Raw genomic sequence first — 16,310 nt, forward strand, 5'->3', positions numbered from 1 at the left:
AGGCTCGGCCGGCAGGCGGCGAAGACGAGGAAGAGCATGACGGCGCGCATCTATTGCCCCGCTCGGACGGCGATGCAGTCGGGCACGGCCAAGACTGGCCGTTGGCTCCTCGAATACGAGCCGGAGCGCCCGCGTGAGATCGAGCCGCTGATGGGCTGGACCTCGTCGAGCGACATGAAGAGTCAGCTCAAGCTCTGGTTCGACAGCGCCGATGAGGCGGTCGCCTATGCGCAGCGCAACGGCATCCCCTTCCGGCTCGAGCAGCCGCACCAGCCGAAGCGGCGGCCGATGGCCTATTCGGACAATTTCAAGTTCAACCGCGTCGGGCAGTGGACGCACTGACGCAGCGCGCTTCCGGCGGGGCTGCCAACCCGTCGCATCGCTACGGGCCCGTAGCTCAGCTGGATAGAGCAGCAGCCTTCTAAGCTGCTGGTCGCAGGTTCGAATCCTGCCGGGCTCGCCATATTTTACTGGGGTTTTCGCCACTTCGGTCTCCTCGGAAAGTTGGAAGCGGGGTGCTGCTTTCCAACTCGGTTTCATTATTCGTTCCCGGCGCGACGCTTGGCGCGCCCCGCCAGACGGGCCTTGTCGAACTCGATCACCGCGTCGACGTCGACCGGAGCATAGGTCTTGTGGAGAGCATTCGATGTCTGGATGCTGTTCGCGAGCTTCGCTGAGAGCAGGCCAGGATTCGACACGCCGCTGGCGTTCGCCTCGCCGCTCCCCGAGCGCCGCATGTCCCTAAGCTGACGGCTGTCGCCCTCATCCCGGATCGCGGCAAAAGCTTTGGCGAGCTCGTGGTCCTTGAAGGGCTTCCCGTCTGCCTTCCGAAAGAGGTAGCCGTCGGGCAGGTGTTCAACGCCGCGCCAGACGGCCTCGCATAGCCGCTGGGTTCTGCGGCTGACTGTGCCGATAGCCGCCCTGCCGGTCTTGATTCGCCCGTCCTCTGTCCGATCGAAGATCAGCGAGCGCTGGCCGGTTTTGCCCCTGTAGGTGACATGCCGGCCGGCCAACAGCCGAACATCGCCGGGGGAGAATAGGGTGTCCCAGGTGATGGCGATCATGCAGGCGAGCTCGAGCTGCTTCGCGCGGATCGCTCGCTTCACCAAGATGACGGCCTCGCCCTCGGTATAGGTCTGCCACCGCGGCGCCGGCGCCTTGTTCCGCATGCCGAGCGACGGGTCGTCGCCCTTGGCGGTCTTGAGCGCGCGCATGATCTTCCAGAGCTTGCGCCAGAACTTCATCGTCTTGTGCGCTACCCCGACGCCGTGCTCCTCGACGAGCTCGGCCCGCCATTCGGACATGAGCTCGAAGGTCATAGTGTCGGGGTCGCCCGTGCCCCAAGCGTCTCGGACGCGATACCATGCCGGCCACAGCACCTTCGTCCTGGTGCTGTGCGGCATGTTCTTCCATTCCTCGGTCTTGATCCACCGCTGGAAGGACTCGCCGATTGAGCCAGGCGGGTAGCGGCGCGCGGCCTCGGCCATCTCTCGCGTCGCATCGGCGGCTACCGGCGCCGGCTCCTCGTTGTTGAGCACCTTCAGCCACTGCTCATAGAGGCCGAGAGCGACCTTCCGGCTTCGGTCGTCGTCCTTGCCGAGCGGCTTCGGCAGGAACCCTTTGTCCTGCATCTGCTTCGTCGGCTGCCAGTATCGGTTGCCGTTCTTCACGGGCGAATAAGGGATTTTCACGCGGTGCCCCACTTGCGCTGTCTCCGCTCTGCCGCCAACGCCTGAGCGTTGCGCGCAGTCGGGGCGGTGGTCAATTCGGGGAAGAGATGAGGCGAGCGCGCGCGGCGCCACCTCTCGACCGCTTCTGGATCGAAGCGGCCGGTCATTGGGTCCGGGGCTGGGAACCCTCTCTTCAAATAGTCGCCGAGCTTCTCCTGGAACACCTTCGCGCTCTCCCAGCCGAGCGCTGTCGCCACTTGTGCCGGCGTCAGATCGGAAATCAGGTTCGCGCGAGCCATTTTCAGAGCCCTTCAGCGAGATTCGCGACATAGACCGCGAGGTCATCGACCTCACGGAACCACTCGCCGTTGACGCGCAACGCAGCGAAGCGGCGATGAAGCTCGCGCTCGAGACGCTTGTCTCCCTTAGTCGAGCCAGCGAGAACGATCGGCGTCGGGTGCGATGTCTGCACGTTCTGGAGCCTGTGCTTCAGGTTCATTGTCGTGCCGATCTTGATGAAAGGCCCGGAGCGGAAGAAATAGACGACGCTACCCTTCCGCACTGCCGGCGAGGGTTTGGCCGCGTATAAGGGGCGCGGCGTCTGGGCCGGCGCCGCCGGCGCACTCCTCCGCGCGATGAAGTCCTCAATGTCGTTCGGGTGGAAGCGCCACGATGGTCGCTCCCCCGTTCCGACATTGATCGCGGCAACTTCACCGCTGCGGATAAGCCTTCGCAATTGCCGCTCGCAGATCCCGAGCGTATCGGCTGCTGAGCGCATGGGTACGAGCGTAGCCATCGTCATGCCTTTTCCTGTGCGGGATCGGGATACTTGGGCATCAGGTGGGCGAGCCTACCGGCTTCGAGCTCGTCGGCGAGGCGGCGAAGCCCGGCAGGGGTGATGCCGACAAAGCCGCCCGAATGGTCGCTCTTGAGGAGGCCTTGACGCTCAAGGCTGTCGGACAGCTTGCAGGCGACGACGAGGCGCATGGACGGGCTGCCGAGGCCGGATAGCAGCCCGAGTTGGTGCTTGCCGAGCCGGGTCACAGCAACCTCCCGGCGCGATCCTCAGCGTCGGCGCGCTGTCGCATTTCGGCTTCCATCTCCTCGAAGATGGCGATCTGAAATGCCGCGTCGGATTCCTTCATGGCGCCGGCGGCGACGCGAGTGGCATAGACGCGGCGGCGGAAGCCGAGCTCGCGAGCGAGTGCCTGCTGCTTCTGGCGAGCTGTGAAGCGGTCAGCCAGCCGCAAGGAGCAGGACGAGCGAGAGGTCGCGGCTCGAAAGCGCCTTGCCGAGGCCAATGCCAAGGCCCGGCAGCGCGAGCTCGAAGCCCACGGCATCTCGGATGGACTGCCGATCAGCATTTCCCTCCGCCGCCAACTCGGCATGCCGGTTCCAGAACTGCCTACGCAGGGCCTCGCCGATGACTGACCTACCGACCCCGAAGCCGGAGGCCGCGCTGCCGTTGCAGTGCTGGGCCGACCCTGATCCCCACCGGCGCGGCTGGCTAGCTCGCTTTCAGACCGACAAGGGCGTGCGGACCGTGACGAGCCGCTGGGCCCGGCGGGTGGCACTCATCTACGGCAGCGAGCTAGAGGCGAAATCCGCCGCAGCCGACGCCCTGCTCAAGCATCTCAACTCAACCCCGCGCCCGCGATCCGCCGGCGCCAAGACATTCGCTGTGGCGAGGAACGGGCGGAACGTCCGCACGATCTCGCTGCCGCGCACCTGATCCCGTCTCCGACGGGATATCCCGGCCCACAGTGGCCCTAACGGAGAAGTGACGTGACCAAGAATGAACTGATCGCCGCGATCGCTGACGAGACCGGCAAGTCCAAGACCGACGTGTCCACGATCCTGGCATCGCTCGCGAGCACGGTCGCCAAGACCCTGAAGGCCGGCGACGAGGTGGTCATCGGCGGCATCGGCAAGCTGAAGGCCGACAAGCGCGAGGCCCGCACCGCCCGCAATCCGTCCACCGGCGCGACGATCCAAGTCGCGGCCAAGACGGTCGCGAAGTTCAAGGTCGCCAAGGACCTCGCCGACGCCGTCGCCTGATCGGCGCGAGCGAGAAGTATCCCCCGGCCGGTGGCGTGTTGCTGCCGGCCGTCGTCGCATCAGGAGGGCGGCATGGCCAAGCATCGGACCAAGGAAGAGATCGCGGCCGAGAAGCTGGCCAAGGAGCAGAGGATCGCCGAGCGGCTGGCGAAACGTGCAGAGAAGGACGCCGAGGCGGAGCGGAAGCGAAAGGCCAAGGTCGCTGCGGAGGCGAAGAGGCAGCGGGAACAGCGCCTGCTCTCTGCATCTCTCGCCAACCGGACCGCGGCACAGGAGGCCGCCTACCAGGCGGAGGTCGAGGCTCTCTCGATCGAGGAGCCCAGCCGGAAGAAGCTGCGGAAGGAGGTCCGCAACCAGATGATCGCTTTTGCCTTCCTCTGTGACTTCACGGTGGAGCAGGTTCGTCAGATGGTCGTAAACGATCAGAAGATCGGGGTGGTTGCCCGCGTGGTGCAGGACGGGAAGCTCGAAGCGGTCCGGCGCGGAGATGGTCGTATCAAGAAGCTGGCTGATCTTTTTGGCAAGCTCGGCCCGCATCATCAGCGCTTCGCCATGCACTGCGCCGCGACAAGCCCGACGCGGCGCCTCCACCGCGACCTGCTCAACTATCTGGCCGTGAAGACCGAGCGCGTGACCGAGACGCAGCGCATGCGCGGCGGCGGCGAGATGACATGGAACCCGCATGTCTCCGCCCTTCACATGGAAGCCCGCCTCGGCGGGATCGACGAGCACTGCCTTCAAGCCGGGGTATGGCTCTCCACGGTGTTCGACCGTGTAGGGCAGGGGGCCGTTCGCGGCTTTGACCCGACTAGCGCGGGCATTCGAGGCACGGCGCGCGCCGCTGACGCGATCGAGACCGAGGCCGCGGCAAAGTCCGACGCGATCAATCAAATCCGTGGAGTAGAGGGCCACATCCGCCGGGCCTTCATCGCCGATGGCTCATGGGAGATGCGCTGGAAGGTGATCGAGCACGTCGTTCGATATGATCGAGCGCTGGACAAGTTCGATCTGCCGGCGCGGTTCGGCTCGCCGGTCAAGTTCCTGAACGCGGCACTGGAAGAGGTTGCGCTAGGGCCGGGCCAGAAGGCGCCAGCCGGGGTCTATTCGCAAGCCGTCAGCGGAGAGCGCGCCGCAGCCTTCGAGCAGGCAGACAGGATGCTGGCTGAGGCGATGCGATTGGCGCGCGTGGCGAAGAGAGCGGAGAGCGAGGGGTAGGCCCTGCCTAGTCGCGATCCGCCGTCCGCGTGTCGCGCGCGACGGAATCGGTATAGGTCCGGGCCAGATCCAGAGCCCCGGGCATAGTAAGCAGGACCGCCGCCAGCGCTGCGGACTGCGGGATGTTGTCGTTGCCGTCGAGCCAGGCTTTGACGCGCTCGGGCTTCGTACCAGTCAGCTTGCCGAACTCGCGCATGGTGATGCCGAGCTGGGCCAGCGCAGCGGATAGCTGCTCACCGGTCATCCTCTCGTACTCGTATCGCTTCGCCACGGGCTTCACGGTGTCCAGCAATTGGGGCTCCTTCTATCAGCGATTCAGGCGTCCGTGGAAAGGCGGGGGTGTCAGGCGCGCGGCTCCTGGTAGCCCGGCAGATCGCGGCGGTAAGTGTTGAACTGGGGGTTCATGTGTTCCTGCTGCTTCTTGTGGTCGGCCGCCGTGACCTGCGCCGCGAGATCCCATAGCAGCAGCGCGACCGCTTCGGTCTCCATTGGCTCCCCGGCAGGCGTTTTCATGATCCCGCGCAGCGCGTCCGCGATATGCCCCGCCCGGTGCGGATCGTGGAGCACGGCCTGGCAATAGGCGTCGCACATCTCGACGGTCATCGGCTGCGGGTGATGCTGTCTCCGCTCGCGCTCCTGCGCAAGCGGCGGAATGCGGGGGCTAGGGCATGGTGGGCCGGGCGCCTCTGGCTTGAGGTGGCGTGGCATCAGCCGTCCAAGCTCGCCAGCAGCGCCTTGGCGGCGTCCACGGCGGCAATCGCTTTGTCAGCGGCGGCGCGGGCCGATGCTGCTGTTCGGGCCGCTTCTTCGGATTCGGGGAACGCCATTGCGACGCCTTCGTTTTCATCGGCGCAGCAATCCATGCCCTCCGCCCGGCTCTCCGCGAAGGGCAGGACGGCGCGAAGCGAGGCAAGGAGCAGGTCGGCATTGGTCTTCGCCTCCATGGCAGCAAGCCCAAGGGTGATTGCGGCGGATTCGCTCATGTGTCAGCCCTCCCTGATAATCGAGACGCGGAAGCGCGCGCCGCTCTGCGTGAAGACGATGAGGTTGCTGAGGTCCGACACATCGACGAGTTCGACATGGTCCACGGCCTCGACCGTGACGGCGTCCTCGTCGAAGTCGTGAACCGCCATCGGCTGATCCTCGAGCCGGAGGCAGATCATCAAGCCGACGTCGAGCGTCTGCGGAATGCGGGGTATCGGGGAGGGCATCGTCAGCGCTCCCATACCTGTTGGCCGGCCTCGTTCTCGACGGCGTAGACCTCGACCGAATAGGCGTCGTCTCCCGGTCCCCATTCGACCGACGCGGCCGCGTCGCGGGCCTTGTCCTTGGCCTGCTGGATGGCGCGTGCGATGGCCTCCTCCTCATCGGCGCAATCGACATCGATCACGACCTCGGCGACCATCTCCACGTATTGCTGCATGCGAACGGTGAGATTCATCGATCAGCCTTCCTTGTCCAGGTCGACAAGAAGCTTGCGCGCGGCCTCCCGCTCGCCATGGTCCGACCAGCCGCAGCGCGCGGCGTGCTCGTCGGAAGCATTCAGCAGTTCCCGGCATGCTTCCTCGCCTGCCGCTGTATCCGCATAGAAGGTCACGAATAGCCCTTCCTCGGTGTAAGTGAGATCGGGGCCGCTCATCGCGCTTCCCCGTCCGCCCAGGCGCCCACATGGATGATAGAGCCATCCTTGAATGTTGCGCTGTACCCGGTCACGTACTCGTATTCCCAGGACTGGATTTCGAAACGCCATTCGCGATCCATGGCCCGCTGGACCGTGTAGATGTCGAGATCGTCGCTATCGCGGCTCAGGATTTCGGTGTTTGCGGCGAGATCGGCAATCGTAGTCTTGCTGCCGAAAAGCTGCTTGCTGTTGTCGATGGTGACGCGCGCCATAGCGCCCTCACATGCCAGCGAGGAAAGAACGCTTGTCAGCGAGTCGAGCGCGCCGCACCCGGCGACGGTCCCGGCCTTCCGCGCGCTCGGCATAGTCGCCAGCGCCCGGAGTGGTGAATGGGCGCGAGGCGAGCGGCAAGCCATTCTCAGCCGCGCCGGCGGAAAGCGAGATTCCATTGAGCTTGATGGTGGTCATGACAGTTCCTCGAAAGGGCGCCCCACGATGGGGCTGGTCATTTGCATCAGAGGCGAGGTGTTTTGCTTGCTGATGTAGGTAATATGCCTATATCAGATTGGGCCGTCAATAGGGGCGATAGAAAAAAGTTAGGTGTTCCGCCTATGATCAAATTTGAGATGATTCCCGAGCCTGAGCCGGCGAAGCCTGCGACATCACGCGCGCGGCGCTCGCCAGTGCGAAAGGCGCCGAGCAAGAAGCCAAAAGCGACAATGATCACGCCAGCTCAGATGCGCGCCGGCCGCGCCTTGCTCGGCTGGTCCCAGCAACAACTCGCGGCTGCGGCGAAAATCGGCCTCGCGTCGGTCAACAACTACGAGCGGGGCGCCAGCGATCCGAGATTGAGCACTCTGCGCGAGGCCCGCGACGCCATGGCAAAGGCTGGCGTCATCTTCATCGAGCCGGCCGGCGGGGAAGGCGAGGGCGCCAAGCTGGCCAGTCCGAGCCCGGTCAAGAGCGAGGGCGCCCGCATGGCGAAGCCGGACGTGCCATAAACTGCCCTAAACTCGATAAACTGGCGCCCTCTACCAGCCCGCACGGTTCGCCCTGCGGGCTTTTCCATGCCTGCGTCATCTTCAATCTGAGCGCACAAATCAAAAATCATTGTTGACGATTTCGAGAAGATGATTCAGAAACATCTCCACAAGGCGAATCGTCTCCTCCCGGATGTACGGAGTTGAGACGCCGCCACGCAAGCCCGGTCCCTAGCGGATCGGGCTTTGTCGTTTCAGCCTATCGGCGCGCCGCTTCCATCGCGGCCTTTCGAACGCTCGCCACATGGTCGTTGCTCAAGCCGTTATCCAAAGCGAGGCGTTGGAACTCATCCGCGTGGGAGTAGTGACGCAGGCCGTACTTGCGCACGATCTCCCGAGTTCGCTTCGCAAGCGCAATGATGTCTGAGCCGCCGAACCATTCGGGATTGCCAATCTGCTTCTCAAATTCGTCAATCGCCGGCTGCGGGAGGTCCGCGCCAAACAAAAAGTACCGCAGGAAAGTCTTGAAGTGCGGATGCGTGAAAGCCTCCGGTCCTCGGCTGTCATTGGCCGCGAAAAGATCGCGATGCGACCCGCGCGCCCTTCCGGGCTGAAGTGCTGGGTCCGTCCATAGCGCCAGGCGACGCTTAGGAATTGCATCGCGGTCAACGAGCGACCTCAACAGAGCGACTATTGGCGCCTTGTTCGTTTGGTAGATCGCATGGGCGTCAGTGCCCGGCGGAAAACTGTCGCGCAAATCGATCTGCGCCAAAAGCTCTTCTTCAGCGGGCAGCAAGGCAATGTGGTGTCGGTTCATAGCGCTCCTCCTCAGCGCTGATTGATCCCTGCCTATCGAGAGTTTGCAATGCCACGCCTCCGCGCCCTCCCCCCCCGCCTCGGCAAGGCGCCCTCGAGGTGGCCCAGCCAGCCCAAGCGCACCGATCCAGAGCTAGGCACCGCCGCACATAAGGGCTGGGCGCGAGCTGTGAAGGAACGCGCCGGGTATCGCTGCGAAGACCCGGACCATGACGCGCGCCAGCCTCGAGGCGGCCCCGGCGTCGCCGTCTATCTCCGCTCGGCCAAGGCGCCGATGTTCGGCACGTCGCTGTCGCGGAGCCAGGTCGCCGGCATCGAGGGCATTCTCGACGCCTTCGCAGTGACGGGCGACGGGCGCGACAAGACGCTGGCCTATGGGTTGGCGACGGCGCGTCGCGAGGTCGGGGCCGGCATGGTCCCGGTTCGTGAGGGCTTCAAAAAGACCGACGCGGAGGCTCGCGCCTACGTGCTGCGCCACTATCCAACGAAGTACGGAAAGCCGGCCGGTCCGTGGGGCCACGTCTATTATGGGCGCGGCATCGTGCAGCTCACCTGGCTCGACAATTACGAGCGGGAGGGCATCGCTGCCGATCCCGACAAGGCGCTCGAGCCGAAGTTCGCGGCCGAGCTGATGTTCAAGGGCCTGCTGGACGGCCGCTGGAACGGTCTCGGCAAGGGTCTCGCCCACTATCTGCCGACCGACGGTCCCGACGATCTCAAGAACGCCCGGCGCACGGTGAACATCACCGACCACTGGGAAGAGATCGCCGGCTTCTACCGGCAGTTCATGGGCGCGATCACCGCCGCCCGCACCTGATCCCGCCGGCGTCCGGCTGCCGAGCTACCCGCGATTTGTAGACGGGCGCGATCTGGAGACGATGTCGGGACGTGCCGCTTCGTCGGATGGTTCAACCGGTTCTTTTTCCTGCCCCGCAGCCACCGAGACGGCTGCCTTCCGCTCCGATCGCTTCTTGGCGATCAGTTCCCGCAGTGTTGCACGCCTCAGATAAGAGGCCGCCGAGCGCTTCCTTAGCGTCATTTTCCCCGTCCCCCTGAGGGTACAAGGATGCGCGATTAACGTTGTCGTGAGCTCAAAGCAGCGGCAAGGCGATCAACGTCCCCAGCCCCACCACGATCGCTGCCCTGATCCAGGCGCCCCAAACGTCTGAAGTCGTTACGCCCCGCAACATTCCACGCACCTCCGCCCCGTATAGAGGCTGATCGCGCAGTAGCGCTGCGTCAAGCCTGCGTTAACTAATCGCCCCATGGAGATCATCATGAAGCTGTTCGCCTATCTGGGCGCGCTGGCGCTCGCCTGCGTCGTCGTCATGCTCGCTGCGGTGTCCGCCGAGGCGCAGACGCTCGGCGATTCCCTGCTCGGCGTGTTCCGCCCCTATCTCGTCGAGCTCGCCGGCATCTTCGTCGCGGCGCTCGCCGCCTGGCTGTTCAAGCTGATCCGCGAGAAGCTCGGGCTCGACATCGAGGCCCGCCATCGCGAGGCGTTCCAGACTGCCTTGACACAGGCGGCCGGCATGCTGATCTCGCGCCTTGGCTCGGGGGCGATGGCCGTTCGCCTGCCGATCGACAGCCCCGGCATCGCCGATGGCGTCGCCTATGTGCAGCAGGCCGTTCCCGACGCCGTGGCGCGGTTCCGGCTCGAGCCGGACACCATCGCCGAAAAGCTCACCGCGAAGATCGGTGTTGTCGCCGCAGCCGCAACGGCGCGCTGATCCTCCTCCTGGCCGGAGCCTGCGCCTATGAACATGCGCGTGAATGAAGACGGCCGTCTCTGGCCGAGGGTTGTTGCCGCTGCGATTCCGGCTGGCGTCTCGGTGGTGATCTCCATCGCGGCTTTCGCGGTCATGTTCTGGTCCGAGAGCAAGACGGTCGACGCCAAGACGGCGGATGCAATCACGCGCATCGAACGCCGGGTCGACACGGTCGAGGCCGAGGCGCGCGAAGCCCGCCAGGTTGCGGCCAAAGACCGCGAGAAAATCGCTGAGATGATGGCTGAGCTGCGCAGCACCTCGCGCGGCGTCAGTCGGATCGAGGGACTGCTCGACAGGATGATGATGGAGCGGGCGCCAAAGCCGCCGTGATCTCTGAACTGCGGCGCGTCGTCGCCATCAGCCTCAAAAAGTTAGGACGGGGCCGTCCCCGGACCTTGCTAATCCCGTATTAGGATCGAGGCTGTTACCTCGCGGCGTGTACTCGGGAGTGTTCAATGCCCTGTCAACGCTTGGCTCGTGCCGATAGCCTGCCGCTTGCGGTTCGCCATAGTGGCCATGGGGTGGTGAGCCACCTCGAGCATGGAGAAATTTACGCAACGGCAATCATCCGACCAATGTACTCTGAGATTCTTTGCCTTTAAATTCTTCTTCCGCAGAGGACGGCGGAGCAGATGTAAGGCGAAAACGGAGACTAGATAAAGTTGTCTTTGACTCTTGCCTTTCTCGCGCGAACGACGTGAGCGACGCGCTACCGCAGCAAGGCTTGCGCGGACGGCAGAGGCTGCCCATCGTACGCCGGATGACACTGTGCTTGGCCGCGGCCTGGCTGGCGTTGGTGGTCGGCCTAGGTGGGTGGCTGTCGCAGCGGATCGTAACAGCGCATCTGATTACCGTGGCGACGAGCGCCGAACATGAGGCCGTCACTACCGCGCGCGTCATGGACCGCTTGTTCACAGAGATGGTCAGCGTGGCCAATATGGTGGCGGGCCAGACCCAAGTGATCCAGCTTGCCACCCGCTATCGCACGGACCCGCCAGGCTTTGCCGAGTTGACGCGCCAGCAGCGCGCCGCGCAGTTCACGCGCGACCCATTGGTGCGCAAGGTTGGCGACTTCATGAACGCGCTGGCGAGTGACCTGCGTTATGCCCGTATTTACATGACCAATATGTCCGACGACACCGTGTCAGCCAGCAACTGGGCCGCGTCTGACAGCATCGTGGGCATGATCTACTCGGGTCGGCCCTACCTCGTCGACGCGTTGCGCAATGGTAAGGGTTCCTCGTTCGGCATCGCCCGCCTGCTCAAAACCCCGTCCTATTTCGTGGCCAGCCGCATTGATGACGCGGACGATATGCCGCTGGGTTCGGTCACAGTGAAGTTCGACGCGCCAGATGTGGCGCCTTATCTGACAGGGCGGCATATTGCGCTGATCGTGAACCGTCAGGGGCGCGTGATCACCACGTCGTCCGAACCCTTTATGCTGCGCAATGTCGCAGCGCTTCTGCCGCCCGGCACGGTATTGCCGCCGGACGGTGAGGAAGGCCCGGGCGAGCCCATGGATATCCATGCGATGGCCGGCTCGGCTCATGCCGACCAGTGGCTCATTGACGGTGAGCCCTATCTGCTGCGGCGTCAGTCGCTGACCGGGACGCCGTACCAACTGTTCACGCTGGCTTCGCTGGAGCAATTAGCGCCTATGCGCGAGCAGCACTTTTGGGCCGCAGGGCTGGTTGCAGCGGTCGGCCTTGTCCTCATCCTCCTCGGAGGTCAGGCGGCCCGACAGATGGTGATGCGCCGACAGGATGAACGATATGCGGCTAACTATGATGCGCTGACCGATTTGCCGAACCGGCGCGCGGTGTTGACGGAGATGGATCGGTTGTTCGCACTCGCGAAACGGACGCAGCAATGGGTTCTCGTGGCGTACATCGATCTAGATGAGTTCAAGACGATTAATGACACCTATGGACACGAGGTCGGCGACAAATTTCTGGTCGAGGTAGGACAGCGCCTGTCGGTCGGTCTACGTGCGAGCGATATGCTAGGGCGGTTCGGTGGTGACGAATTCATCGTGATCGGATTGGTGGCGCCGCCGGATCCTAACGATTCGGACGAAGCAATCAATGCGATGCGCAGCCGGATAGCGCCGCCGCTGATCGGCACCTATACTTTTCCCGGGTGCAGTTTCGACTATCCAGGCGCAAGCTTTGGCATTGTCAGCGTCGATCCGTCTGCGAGTTCGCCGCGAGCCGCGCTCAAACTAGCCGATAAGCTTATGTATGCCGATAAACGGGAACGCAGCGCGCAGCTACTCCGTCATCTGAGCGCGGGCCGCTAGACTGCCGACCTGCTTTGACGATTTAAGTTTAACGTGCAGCCGCGGCGAGATGTTCTATGAAGGAACTTTGCGTAGGTGTGACTATCTCTCGATGGACCGGCCGCTGGCGTGGCTGGTCACGCCGGTCGCCTTCTTGCCTAGAGGTTGAGCGACGAGCGGACTGAACTTCCCGCTACTCGCGAGGGTAGCGGGCTTTTCTCTGCCGGGATGCTACTGAGCTTTGAGCTGCCTGAACCGCGCGATCTCTGACCGCAGCACGGCGACTGCAGCCTCGCCGCGCACGCCCTTGATCCCTCGATCCTCGCGATTGGTCGAGCCCGCCACGCCGTCAAGCATGACGCTGAGCTTCGGCGGTGGCAGCCCGGCGAGATAGGCGATTTCGCATTCGTGCTTCCATTCCTCCGACCAGGTCGAAACCTCCCGGCCGGCGAGATAGGAATAGGCGAGCGGCGGGACGGCGGGCGGGAAGTTCAAGGCACAGGTCCGAATCGTCATGAGGGAGAGGGCTCAATAGCCCTTCAGCCTCGCCCGCGCATCGACCATCGCCATATGCTCCACCCATCTCTGCCATCGCTCGTCACCGAGCCATTCGCGATAGCGGTCCCAGGCCGCGCGGAACTCGAGCATGGCGGCCTCGCGGGTGTCAGCCATGCCGATCTTCGCGATGCCGGGCGATGGATCCTGGACTGTGATCGACCAGCCCCAAACGGGTTCGGGTCTCGTGCTGTTGTGGACGATCGACCCGACATAGACGCCTTCGCAGGTGACGCTCCAAAAGCCCTCGCGCGTCGCCTCGGCGTGGTCGTCGGGATAGGACCGAGAGAGCGCCAGCGTCATGCCGCTCTGATCTGCTCTTCGAACTCATCCGGGATCTCGCCGTGCCGGGCGAGAACCTCGATCGATGCAACCTCGCCCGTCTCGTCATCGGCGACGACGTGGATGACCGCAACGCCTTCGGCCGTTCGAGCCAGCCGTTCGCCATCCTGAAGTGCGTGATGCTTCGTCTTTGCGGGCACGCGCTGGCCTGGCACCAGCCGCTTCCGGTGTGTCTTGAAGGGCTGGAGAAAGAAGGCGTCGACGCTGGCCATGGCTTGACTCTCTGACGAAGGATTTGTTCTCTCTGTGTTCTCATAAGCGAGAGCGAAAACGATGTCATCAGCCGAGCCGCAGGCGGCGCCGGAGCGCGACGAGTTGGAATGGGAGATCGTCGAGCTTGTCGCAGAACACGGCAGCGAGCGCGCGGCTTTGCGGGCGCTGCTGCACGACTTCCACGTCCTTCTGGCTGACGCCGATCGCTCGGTCTCGCGAGGCTTTCTGCGCGGTGTGTTCTCGGCTGGTGCCAGACCCGTGGCGACCGATGACGAGCCTTGACCAAGCGCCGCACCCAGAGACGACGCTCGAGCATTATCCCTGGATCATTGTCCGGTTTCGCTGCTCGCGCTGCAGACGCTATGCGGATTCGCGGTTGGCGCGGCTTGCGGAGCGGTTCGGCGCGACCGAGACGATTGCAATGCTGGTTGCGCGGTTCCATGCGACGTGCCCGCATCGGCCGGCAAAGCACAATGGCCGCACGATGATCCGTTACGAGCCATGCGGCGGGTACTGTCCGGATCTCGGCTCGACGATTCCGCCGGACCTGCCGCCCAGCCTGTCTGGACTCACCTTGATCGACGGAGGGAAGGGCGACATGCTCCCGGCCGAGCCGAGCGCGCCGCAGAGGCGCCGGCGCGTCGGAGGCGATGATGTGTAATCGCTACAGCCATATGCGTTCGGTCGACGCCATTCGGAAGCTCTATGCCGGGTTCAGCGATGGTGGCACCAATCTCGCGCCACAGTCCGGCATCTTCCCGGACTACGAGGCGCCGATCGTTCGCAATGAGCCGGGCGGCGCCCGTCTCGCCATGACGCGCTGGGGCATGCCGTCCTCTAAGAAGGCACTGCTCGACGCCACGTCGAAGCGCGCCGACAAGCTTCGGGCGAAGGGAAAGGAGGTCGACTTCGACCACCTCCTGCGCATGGAGCCCGACGGCGGGACCACCAACATCCGCAACACCTCGAGCTCGCACTGGAAGCGCTGGCTTGGCGTTGAGAACCGCTGCCTCGTCCCCTGGACCAGTTTCAGCGAATTCGACAGCGCTTCGAAACAGGACGTTTGGTTCGCCTTTGGTGAGGATCGGCCGACGGCGTTCTTTGCCGGCATCTGGCTCCCGCAATGGACCAGCGTGCGGAAGATCAAGAACGGCGAGGAAACGATCGATCTCTATGCCTTTCTGACGACCGAGCCGAACGCTGAGGTTGGCGCGATCCATCCGAAGGCGATGCCGGTGATCCTGACGACGCCAGAAGAATGTCAGATCTGGATGATGGCGCCATGGGAACAGGCGAAGGCGCTGCAGCGACCTCTGCCGAACGGTTCGCTCGATGTCGTGGCGCGCGGTGTAAAGACGGACGGCCACCTCACCGAATGAATGACCCCAGGACCATAACGCCGTTGAGAGCGAACACTATGATCGCGATGATCAAGAGCCGGCGGCGTCGGCTCCTCTCGCCGTAGCGAAATGGGCTGGGCAGGTGTGGGTTTATCCGTTTCATCGCCTGGCCGCTGCACAGCTCAATGCGGCTGATGCCGTGGGCCCGAGGTAGCAGCGGTCACCTGATCGTCTGGCGGCTCATTCTCATTGTCCACCGAGGCCGCTTGAAGCACATCAATTATGCGCCTGATCGTTGCGATCGGCGCCCCGCACTCTTGGCAACTGAGGACGGTCTGATCATCCGTCCATTCCGGAATTTCGATGGTGTCCGCGCCGCAGTCTTCGCAGGCGAACTCCGTGGGCAGGGGGGCAGTGGGCAAGGCACACCCTCATTTTTGGCGCCGCGGCCGAAAGGATATCCGCTCAATTAAGGCTCGCACCCCCCATTTGGGGTAATTCTAAAGTCTATGGGGGCAATATGGCTGCATGCTGTCCGCAAGCGCTCGCCGCCAAGCAACTCGCGGTAGGCCAAGAAGCCGCTTGCGCCAAACTGCGGACCACCCTCATGATCAATTTGAAGGTCGATGCCTGAATCGTCGATCGGCTTATCCTGCTGCGTCGGATGTCTGTCGATGACTGAACTTAAAGGCCAACATCTCTCCACTATCGCCCTGGGATTTTTACTCCTCGCCTCTACGGCAAATTCGGCAAACGCCCAGATCCGAATTGACAAGGACCAGACCGGCCGGATCGTCGCGATGGCGAACCTCTCCACGGCCAGCGGCTGTTCCAAAGCCAGTGGCGTCGGCCGGGTGGTCGACCAACATTTCGAGTTCGGCCAAATGAAGGGCGTGACCTTCAAGGACTCGAAGTACGGCGAGAGCTATCTCAACCTGCCATTGCTCGCCACGATCAGCCCCGCATCGGCACGGGCACGCGTCGCTGAAGGCTTCGCGACGCTGCTGGTCAAGGGACAGGACCTGAAGGTCGTGACACTGGGTTGCGGCGCCGCCGGCCGGATCGAGAAACTCGCCTCCGTGGAATTGGTCGGGCCTCCCGCTCGCGCCGCTCGCGCAGGCGCCGGGAGTGGCGCTGTCCGCCCCCCGGCAGCAGCCGCTGCAGCAGCATCTCCCGACACCGGCGTTAGGACGGAGGACGCCGACGACAGCGTGCTGCGGTCGCAGGACAGGCAGGCGATAGAATCAGATGCGCCCGCGCCTTCCGCCGCTCAACCGCCAGCTGACGCGCAGACCTCGCCGGGTCTGCCTACACCGCGAGCTCGGGCGCAAGCGAGCCGCCCGTCTCGCTGGCGCTTCGGACAAAGGGTCAGGACCGCGCTCCATTTCGAGATCGCCTCGAATGATGGCGCATTCAGCCTCAGCCTCACTTGCGAGCGAGCGGACAACGGCAT

At 64.0% G+C, this 16,310-nt stretch carries 29 protein-coding genes, 1 tRNA gene and 1 pseudogene; 15 read left to right on the forward strand and 16 right to left on the reverse strand.

From position 1 onward, the window contains the following. Window positions 1-36: 36 nt before the first annotated feature. Both J0J10_RS14485 and J0J10_RS14490 read left to right on the forward strand, forming a co-directional pair. Window positions 37-342, forward strand: a complete 306-nt coding sequence (locus J0J10_RS14485; RefSeq protein ID WP_291647173.1) for an ETC complex I subunit — start codon at window positions 37-39, stop codon at window positions 340-342. Between the two features lie 44 nt (window positions 343-386). Continuing rightward, window positions 387-463 (forward strand) — tRNA-Arg (locus J0J10_RS14490). A gap of 76 nt (window positions 464-539) precedes the next feature. On the opposite strand, the gene J0J10_RS14495 is transcribed toward J0J10_RS14490, so the two are convergent. The 4 genes from J0J10_RS14495 to J0J10_RS14510 are packed head-to-tail and all read right to left on the reverse strand — an operon-like array spanning window position 540 to window position 2,714. Next, a complete protein-coding gene (locus J0J10_RS14495) occupies window positions 540-1,703 on the reverse strand; it encodes a hypothetical protein (protein WP_291647174.1) in 1,164 nt (387 codons plus the stop codon). After that, on the reverse strand, window positions 1,688-1,969 hold the full coding sequence (locus J0J10_RS14500) for a hypothetical protein (RefSeq protein ID WP_291647175.1): 282 nt from the start codon (window positions 1,967-1,969) through the stop codon (window positions 1,688-1,690). Before J0J10_RS14500 ends, J0J10_RS14495 begins: the two co-directional genes overlap by 16 nt. Window positions 1,970-1,971: 2 nt before the next feature. Continuing rightward, window positions 1,972-2,472 (reverse strand): GIY-YIG nuclease family protein, encoded by a 501-nt coding sequence (locus J0J10_RS14505; RefSeq protein WP_291647176.1) that lies wholly within the window; start codon window positions 2,470-2,472, stop codon window positions 1,972-1,974. Further along, entirely contained in the window at window positions 2,469-2,714 is a 246-nt protein-coding gene (locus tag J0J10_RS14510; RefSeq protein WP_291647177.1) for a hypothetical protein, read from the reverse strand. The genes J0J10_RS14505 and J0J10_RS14510 overlap by 4 nt, the downstream gene beginning before the upstream one ends. A gap of 183 nt (window positions 2,715-2,897) precedes the next feature. Between J0J10_RS14510 and J0J10_RS14515 the strand changes: the two genes are divergently transcribed. The 4 genes from J0J10_RS14515 (at window position 2,898) to J0J10_RS14530 (ending at window position 4,943) form a co-directional block, all read left to right on the forward strand. Further along, entirely contained in the window at window positions 2,898-3,101 is a 204-nt protein-coding gene (locus J0J10_RS14515) for a hypothetical protein (protein WP_291647178.1), read from the forward strand. Beyond that, window positions 3,094-3,402, forward strand: coding sequence for a hypothetical protein (locus J0J10_RS14520; RefSeq protein ID WP_291647179.1), 309 nt, complete (start codon window positions 3,094-3,096; stop codon window positions 3,400-3,402). The genes J0J10_RS14515 and J0J10_RS14520 overlap by 8 nt, the downstream gene beginning before the upstream one ends. 53 nt (window positions 3,403-3,455) lie before the next feature. After that, a complete protein-coding gene (locus tag J0J10_RS14525) occupies window positions 3,456-3,728 on the forward strand; it encodes an HU family DNA-binding protein (protein WP_291647180.1) in 273 nt (90 codons plus the stop codon). Window positions 3,729-3,800: 72 nt separating this feature from the next. Then, the gene (locus tag J0J10_RS14530; RefSeq protein WP_291647181.1) at window positions 3,801-4,943 is read left to right on the forward strand and encodes a eukaryotic translation initiation factor 3 subunit J; all 1,143 of its coding nucleotides are present in this window, start codon (window positions 3,801-3,803) and stop codon (window positions 4,941-4,943) included. A gap of 7 nt (window positions 4,944-4,950) precedes the next feature. On the opposite strand, the gene J0J10_RS14535 is transcribed toward J0J10_RS14530, so the two are convergent. From J0J10_RS14535 to J0J10_RS14570, 8 genes are all read right to left on the reverse strand, one after another. Then, window positions 4,951-5,235 (reverse strand): hypothetical protein, encoded by a 285-nt coding sequence (locus tag J0J10_RS14535; RefSeq protein ID WP_291647182.1) that lies wholly within the window; start codon window positions 5,233-5,235, stop codon window positions 4,951-4,953. A 50-nt stretch (window positions 5,236-5,285) separates the two neighbouring features. Beyond that, the gene (locus tag J0J10_RS14540) at window positions 5,286-5,546 is read right to left on the reverse strand and encodes a hypothetical protein (RefSeq protein ID WP_291647183.1); all 261 of its coding nucleotides are present in this window, start codon (window positions 5,544-5,546) and stop codon (window positions 5,286-5,288) included. Window positions 5,547-5,650: 104 nt separating this feature from the next. Continuing rightward, window positions 5,651-5,926: a hypothetical protein gene (locus tag J0J10_RS14545; RefSeq protein ID WP_291647184.1), complete on the reverse strand. Its 276-nt coding sequence runs from the start codon at window positions 5,924-5,926 to the stop codon at window positions 5,651-5,653. A gap of 3 nt (window positions 5,927-5,929) precedes the next feature. After that, window positions 5,930-6,154: a hypothetical protein gene (locus J0J10_RS14550; RefSeq protein WP_291647185.1), complete on the reverse strand. Its 225-nt coding sequence runs from the start codon at window positions 6,152-6,154 to the stop codon at window positions 5,930-5,932. Between the two features lie 2 nt (window positions 6,155-6,156). Further along, window positions 6,157-6,384 carry a hypothetical protein gene (locus J0J10_RS14555; protein ID WP_291647186.1) on the reverse strand — a complete coding sequence of 76 codons (228 nt, stop codon included), beginning with the start codon at window positions 6,382-6,384 and terminating at the stop codon, window positions 6,157-6,159. Window positions 6,385-6,387: 3 nt separating this feature from the next. Further along, the gene (locus J0J10_RS14560; protein ID WP_291647187.1) at window positions 6,388-6,582 is read right to left on the reverse strand and encodes a hypothetical protein; all 195 of its coding nucleotides are present in this window, start codon (window positions 6,580-6,582) and stop codon (window positions 6,388-6,390) included. After that, complete coding sequence (locus tag J0J10_RS14565; protein WP_291647188.1) at window positions 6,579-6,836, reverse strand: hypothetical protein; 258 nt, start codon at window positions 6,834-6,836, stop codon at window positions 6,579-6,581. Before J0J10_RS14565 ends, J0J10_RS14560 begins: the two co-directional genes overlap by 4 nt. Window positions 6,837-6,843: 7 nt before the next feature. Then, a complete protein-coding gene (locus J0J10_RS14570) occupies window positions 6,844-7,032 on the reverse strand; it encodes a hypothetical protein (RefSeq protein ID WP_291647189.1) in 189 nt (62 codons plus the stop codon). A gap of 251 nt (window positions 7,033-7,283) precedes the next feature. Between J0J10_RS14570 and J0J10_RS14575 the strand changes: the two genes are divergently transcribed. Next, complete coding sequence (locus J0J10_RS14575; protein ID WP_291647190.1) at window positions 7,284-7,565, forward strand: helix-turn-helix domain-containing protein; 282 nt, start codon at window positions 7,284-7,286, stop codon at window positions 7,563-7,565. Between the two features lie 238 nt (window positions 7,566-7,803). Here J0J10_RS14575 and J0J10_RS14580 read toward each other — a convergent pair whose 3' ends face one another. Further along, window positions 7,804-8,361, reverse strand: a complete 558-nt coding sequence (locus J0J10_RS14580) for a hypothetical protein (RefSeq protein ID WP_291647191.1) — start codon at window positions 8,359-8,361, stop codon at window positions 7,804-7,806. Between the two features lie 168 nt (window positions 8,362-8,529). Here J0J10_RS14580 and J0J10_RS14585 point away from each other — a divergent pair, with 168 nt between their 5' ends. The 4 genes from J0J10_RS14585 (at window position 8,530) to J0J10_RS14600 (ending at window position 12,428) form a co-directional block, all read left to right on the forward strand. Then, complete coding sequence (locus J0J10_RS14585; RefSeq protein ID WP_291647192.1) at window positions 8,530-9,177, forward strand: lysozyme family protein; 648 nt, start codon at window positions 8,530-8,532, stop codon at window positions 9,175-9,177. A gap of 460 nt (window positions 9,178-9,637) precedes the next feature. Continuing rightward, window positions 9,638-10,090, forward strand: a complete 453-nt coding sequence (locus tag J0J10_RS14590; RefSeq protein WP_291647193.1) for a hypothetical protein — start codon at window positions 9,638-9,640, stop codon at window positions 10,088-10,090. Between the two features lie 27 nt (window positions 10,091-10,117). Continuing rightward, on the forward strand, window positions 10,118-10,459 hold the full coding sequence (locus J0J10_RS14595; protein ID WP_291647194.1) for an exonuclease/endonuclease/phosphatase family protein: 342 nt from the start codon (window positions 10,118-10,120) through the stop codon (window positions 10,457-10,459). Window positions 10,460-10,901: 442 nt separating this feature from the next. Next, window positions 10,902-12,428, forward strand: coding sequence for a sensor domain-containing diguanylate cyclase (locus J0J10_RS14600; protein WP_291647195.1), 1,527 nt, complete (start codon window positions 10,902-10,904; stop codon window positions 12,426-12,428). Between the two features lie 210 nt (window positions 12,429-12,638). Here the strand turns inward: J0J10_RS14600 and J0J10_RS14605 are convergent, their stop codons facing one another. From J0J10_RS14605 to J0J10_RS14615, 3 genes are read right to left on the reverse strand one after another with little or no spacing between them, the layout of a single operon-like run. Then, window positions 12,639-12,902, reverse strand: coding sequence for a DUF7696 family protein (locus tag J0J10_RS14605; RefSeq protein WP_291647196.1), 264 nt, complete (start codon window positions 12,900-12,902; stop codon window positions 12,639-12,641). Between the two features lie 33 nt (window positions 12,903-12,935). Further along, entirely contained in the window at window positions 12,936-13,265 is a 330-nt protein-coding gene (locus J0J10_RS14610; protein WP_291647197.1) for a hypothetical protein, read from the reverse strand. Next, window positions 13,262-13,516, reverse strand: coding sequence for a hypothetical protein (locus J0J10_RS14615; protein WP_291647198.1), 255 nt, complete (start codon window positions 13,514-13,516; stop codon window positions 13,262-13,264). Before J0J10_RS14615 ends, J0J10_RS14610 begins: the two co-directional genes overlap by 4 nt. Before the next feature lie 61 nt (window positions 13,517-13,577). On the opposite strand from J0J10_RS14615, the gene J0J10_RS14620 reads away from it, so the two are divergent. The 4 genes and pseudogenes from J0J10_RS14620 to J0J10_RS14635 all read left to right on the forward strand — a co-directional run. Next, window positions 13,578-13,799, forward strand: coding sequence for a hypothetical protein (locus J0J10_RS14620; RefSeq protein WP_291647199.1), 222 nt, complete (start codon window positions 13,578-13,580; stop codon window positions 13,797-13,799). Next, window positions 13,786-14,178, forward strand: coding sequence for a hypothetical protein (locus J0J10_RS14625; protein WP_291647200.1), 393 nt, complete (start codon window positions 13,786-13,788; stop codon window positions 14,176-14,178). Before J0J10_RS14620 ends, J0J10_RS14625 begins: the two co-directional genes overlap by 14 nt. Continuing rightward, window positions 14,171-14,896 (forward strand): SOS response-associated peptidase, encoded by a 726-nt coding sequence (locus J0J10_RS14630; RefSeq protein ID WP_465247207.1) that lies wholly within the window; start codon window positions 14,171-14,173, stop codon window positions 14,894-14,896. Before J0J10_RS14625 ends, J0J10_RS14630 begins: the two co-directional genes overlap by 8 nt. 635 nt (window positions 14,897-15,531) lie before the next feature. After that, window positions 15,532-16,310: pseudogene (locus J0J10_RS14635) on the forward strand (hypothetical protein); the annotation flags it as partial.

The organism is Allobosea sp., assembly GCF_017308075.1.
Taxonomy (GTDB): domain Bacteria; phylum Pseudomonadota; class Alphaproteobacteria; order Rhizobiales; family Beijerinckiaceae; genus Allobosea.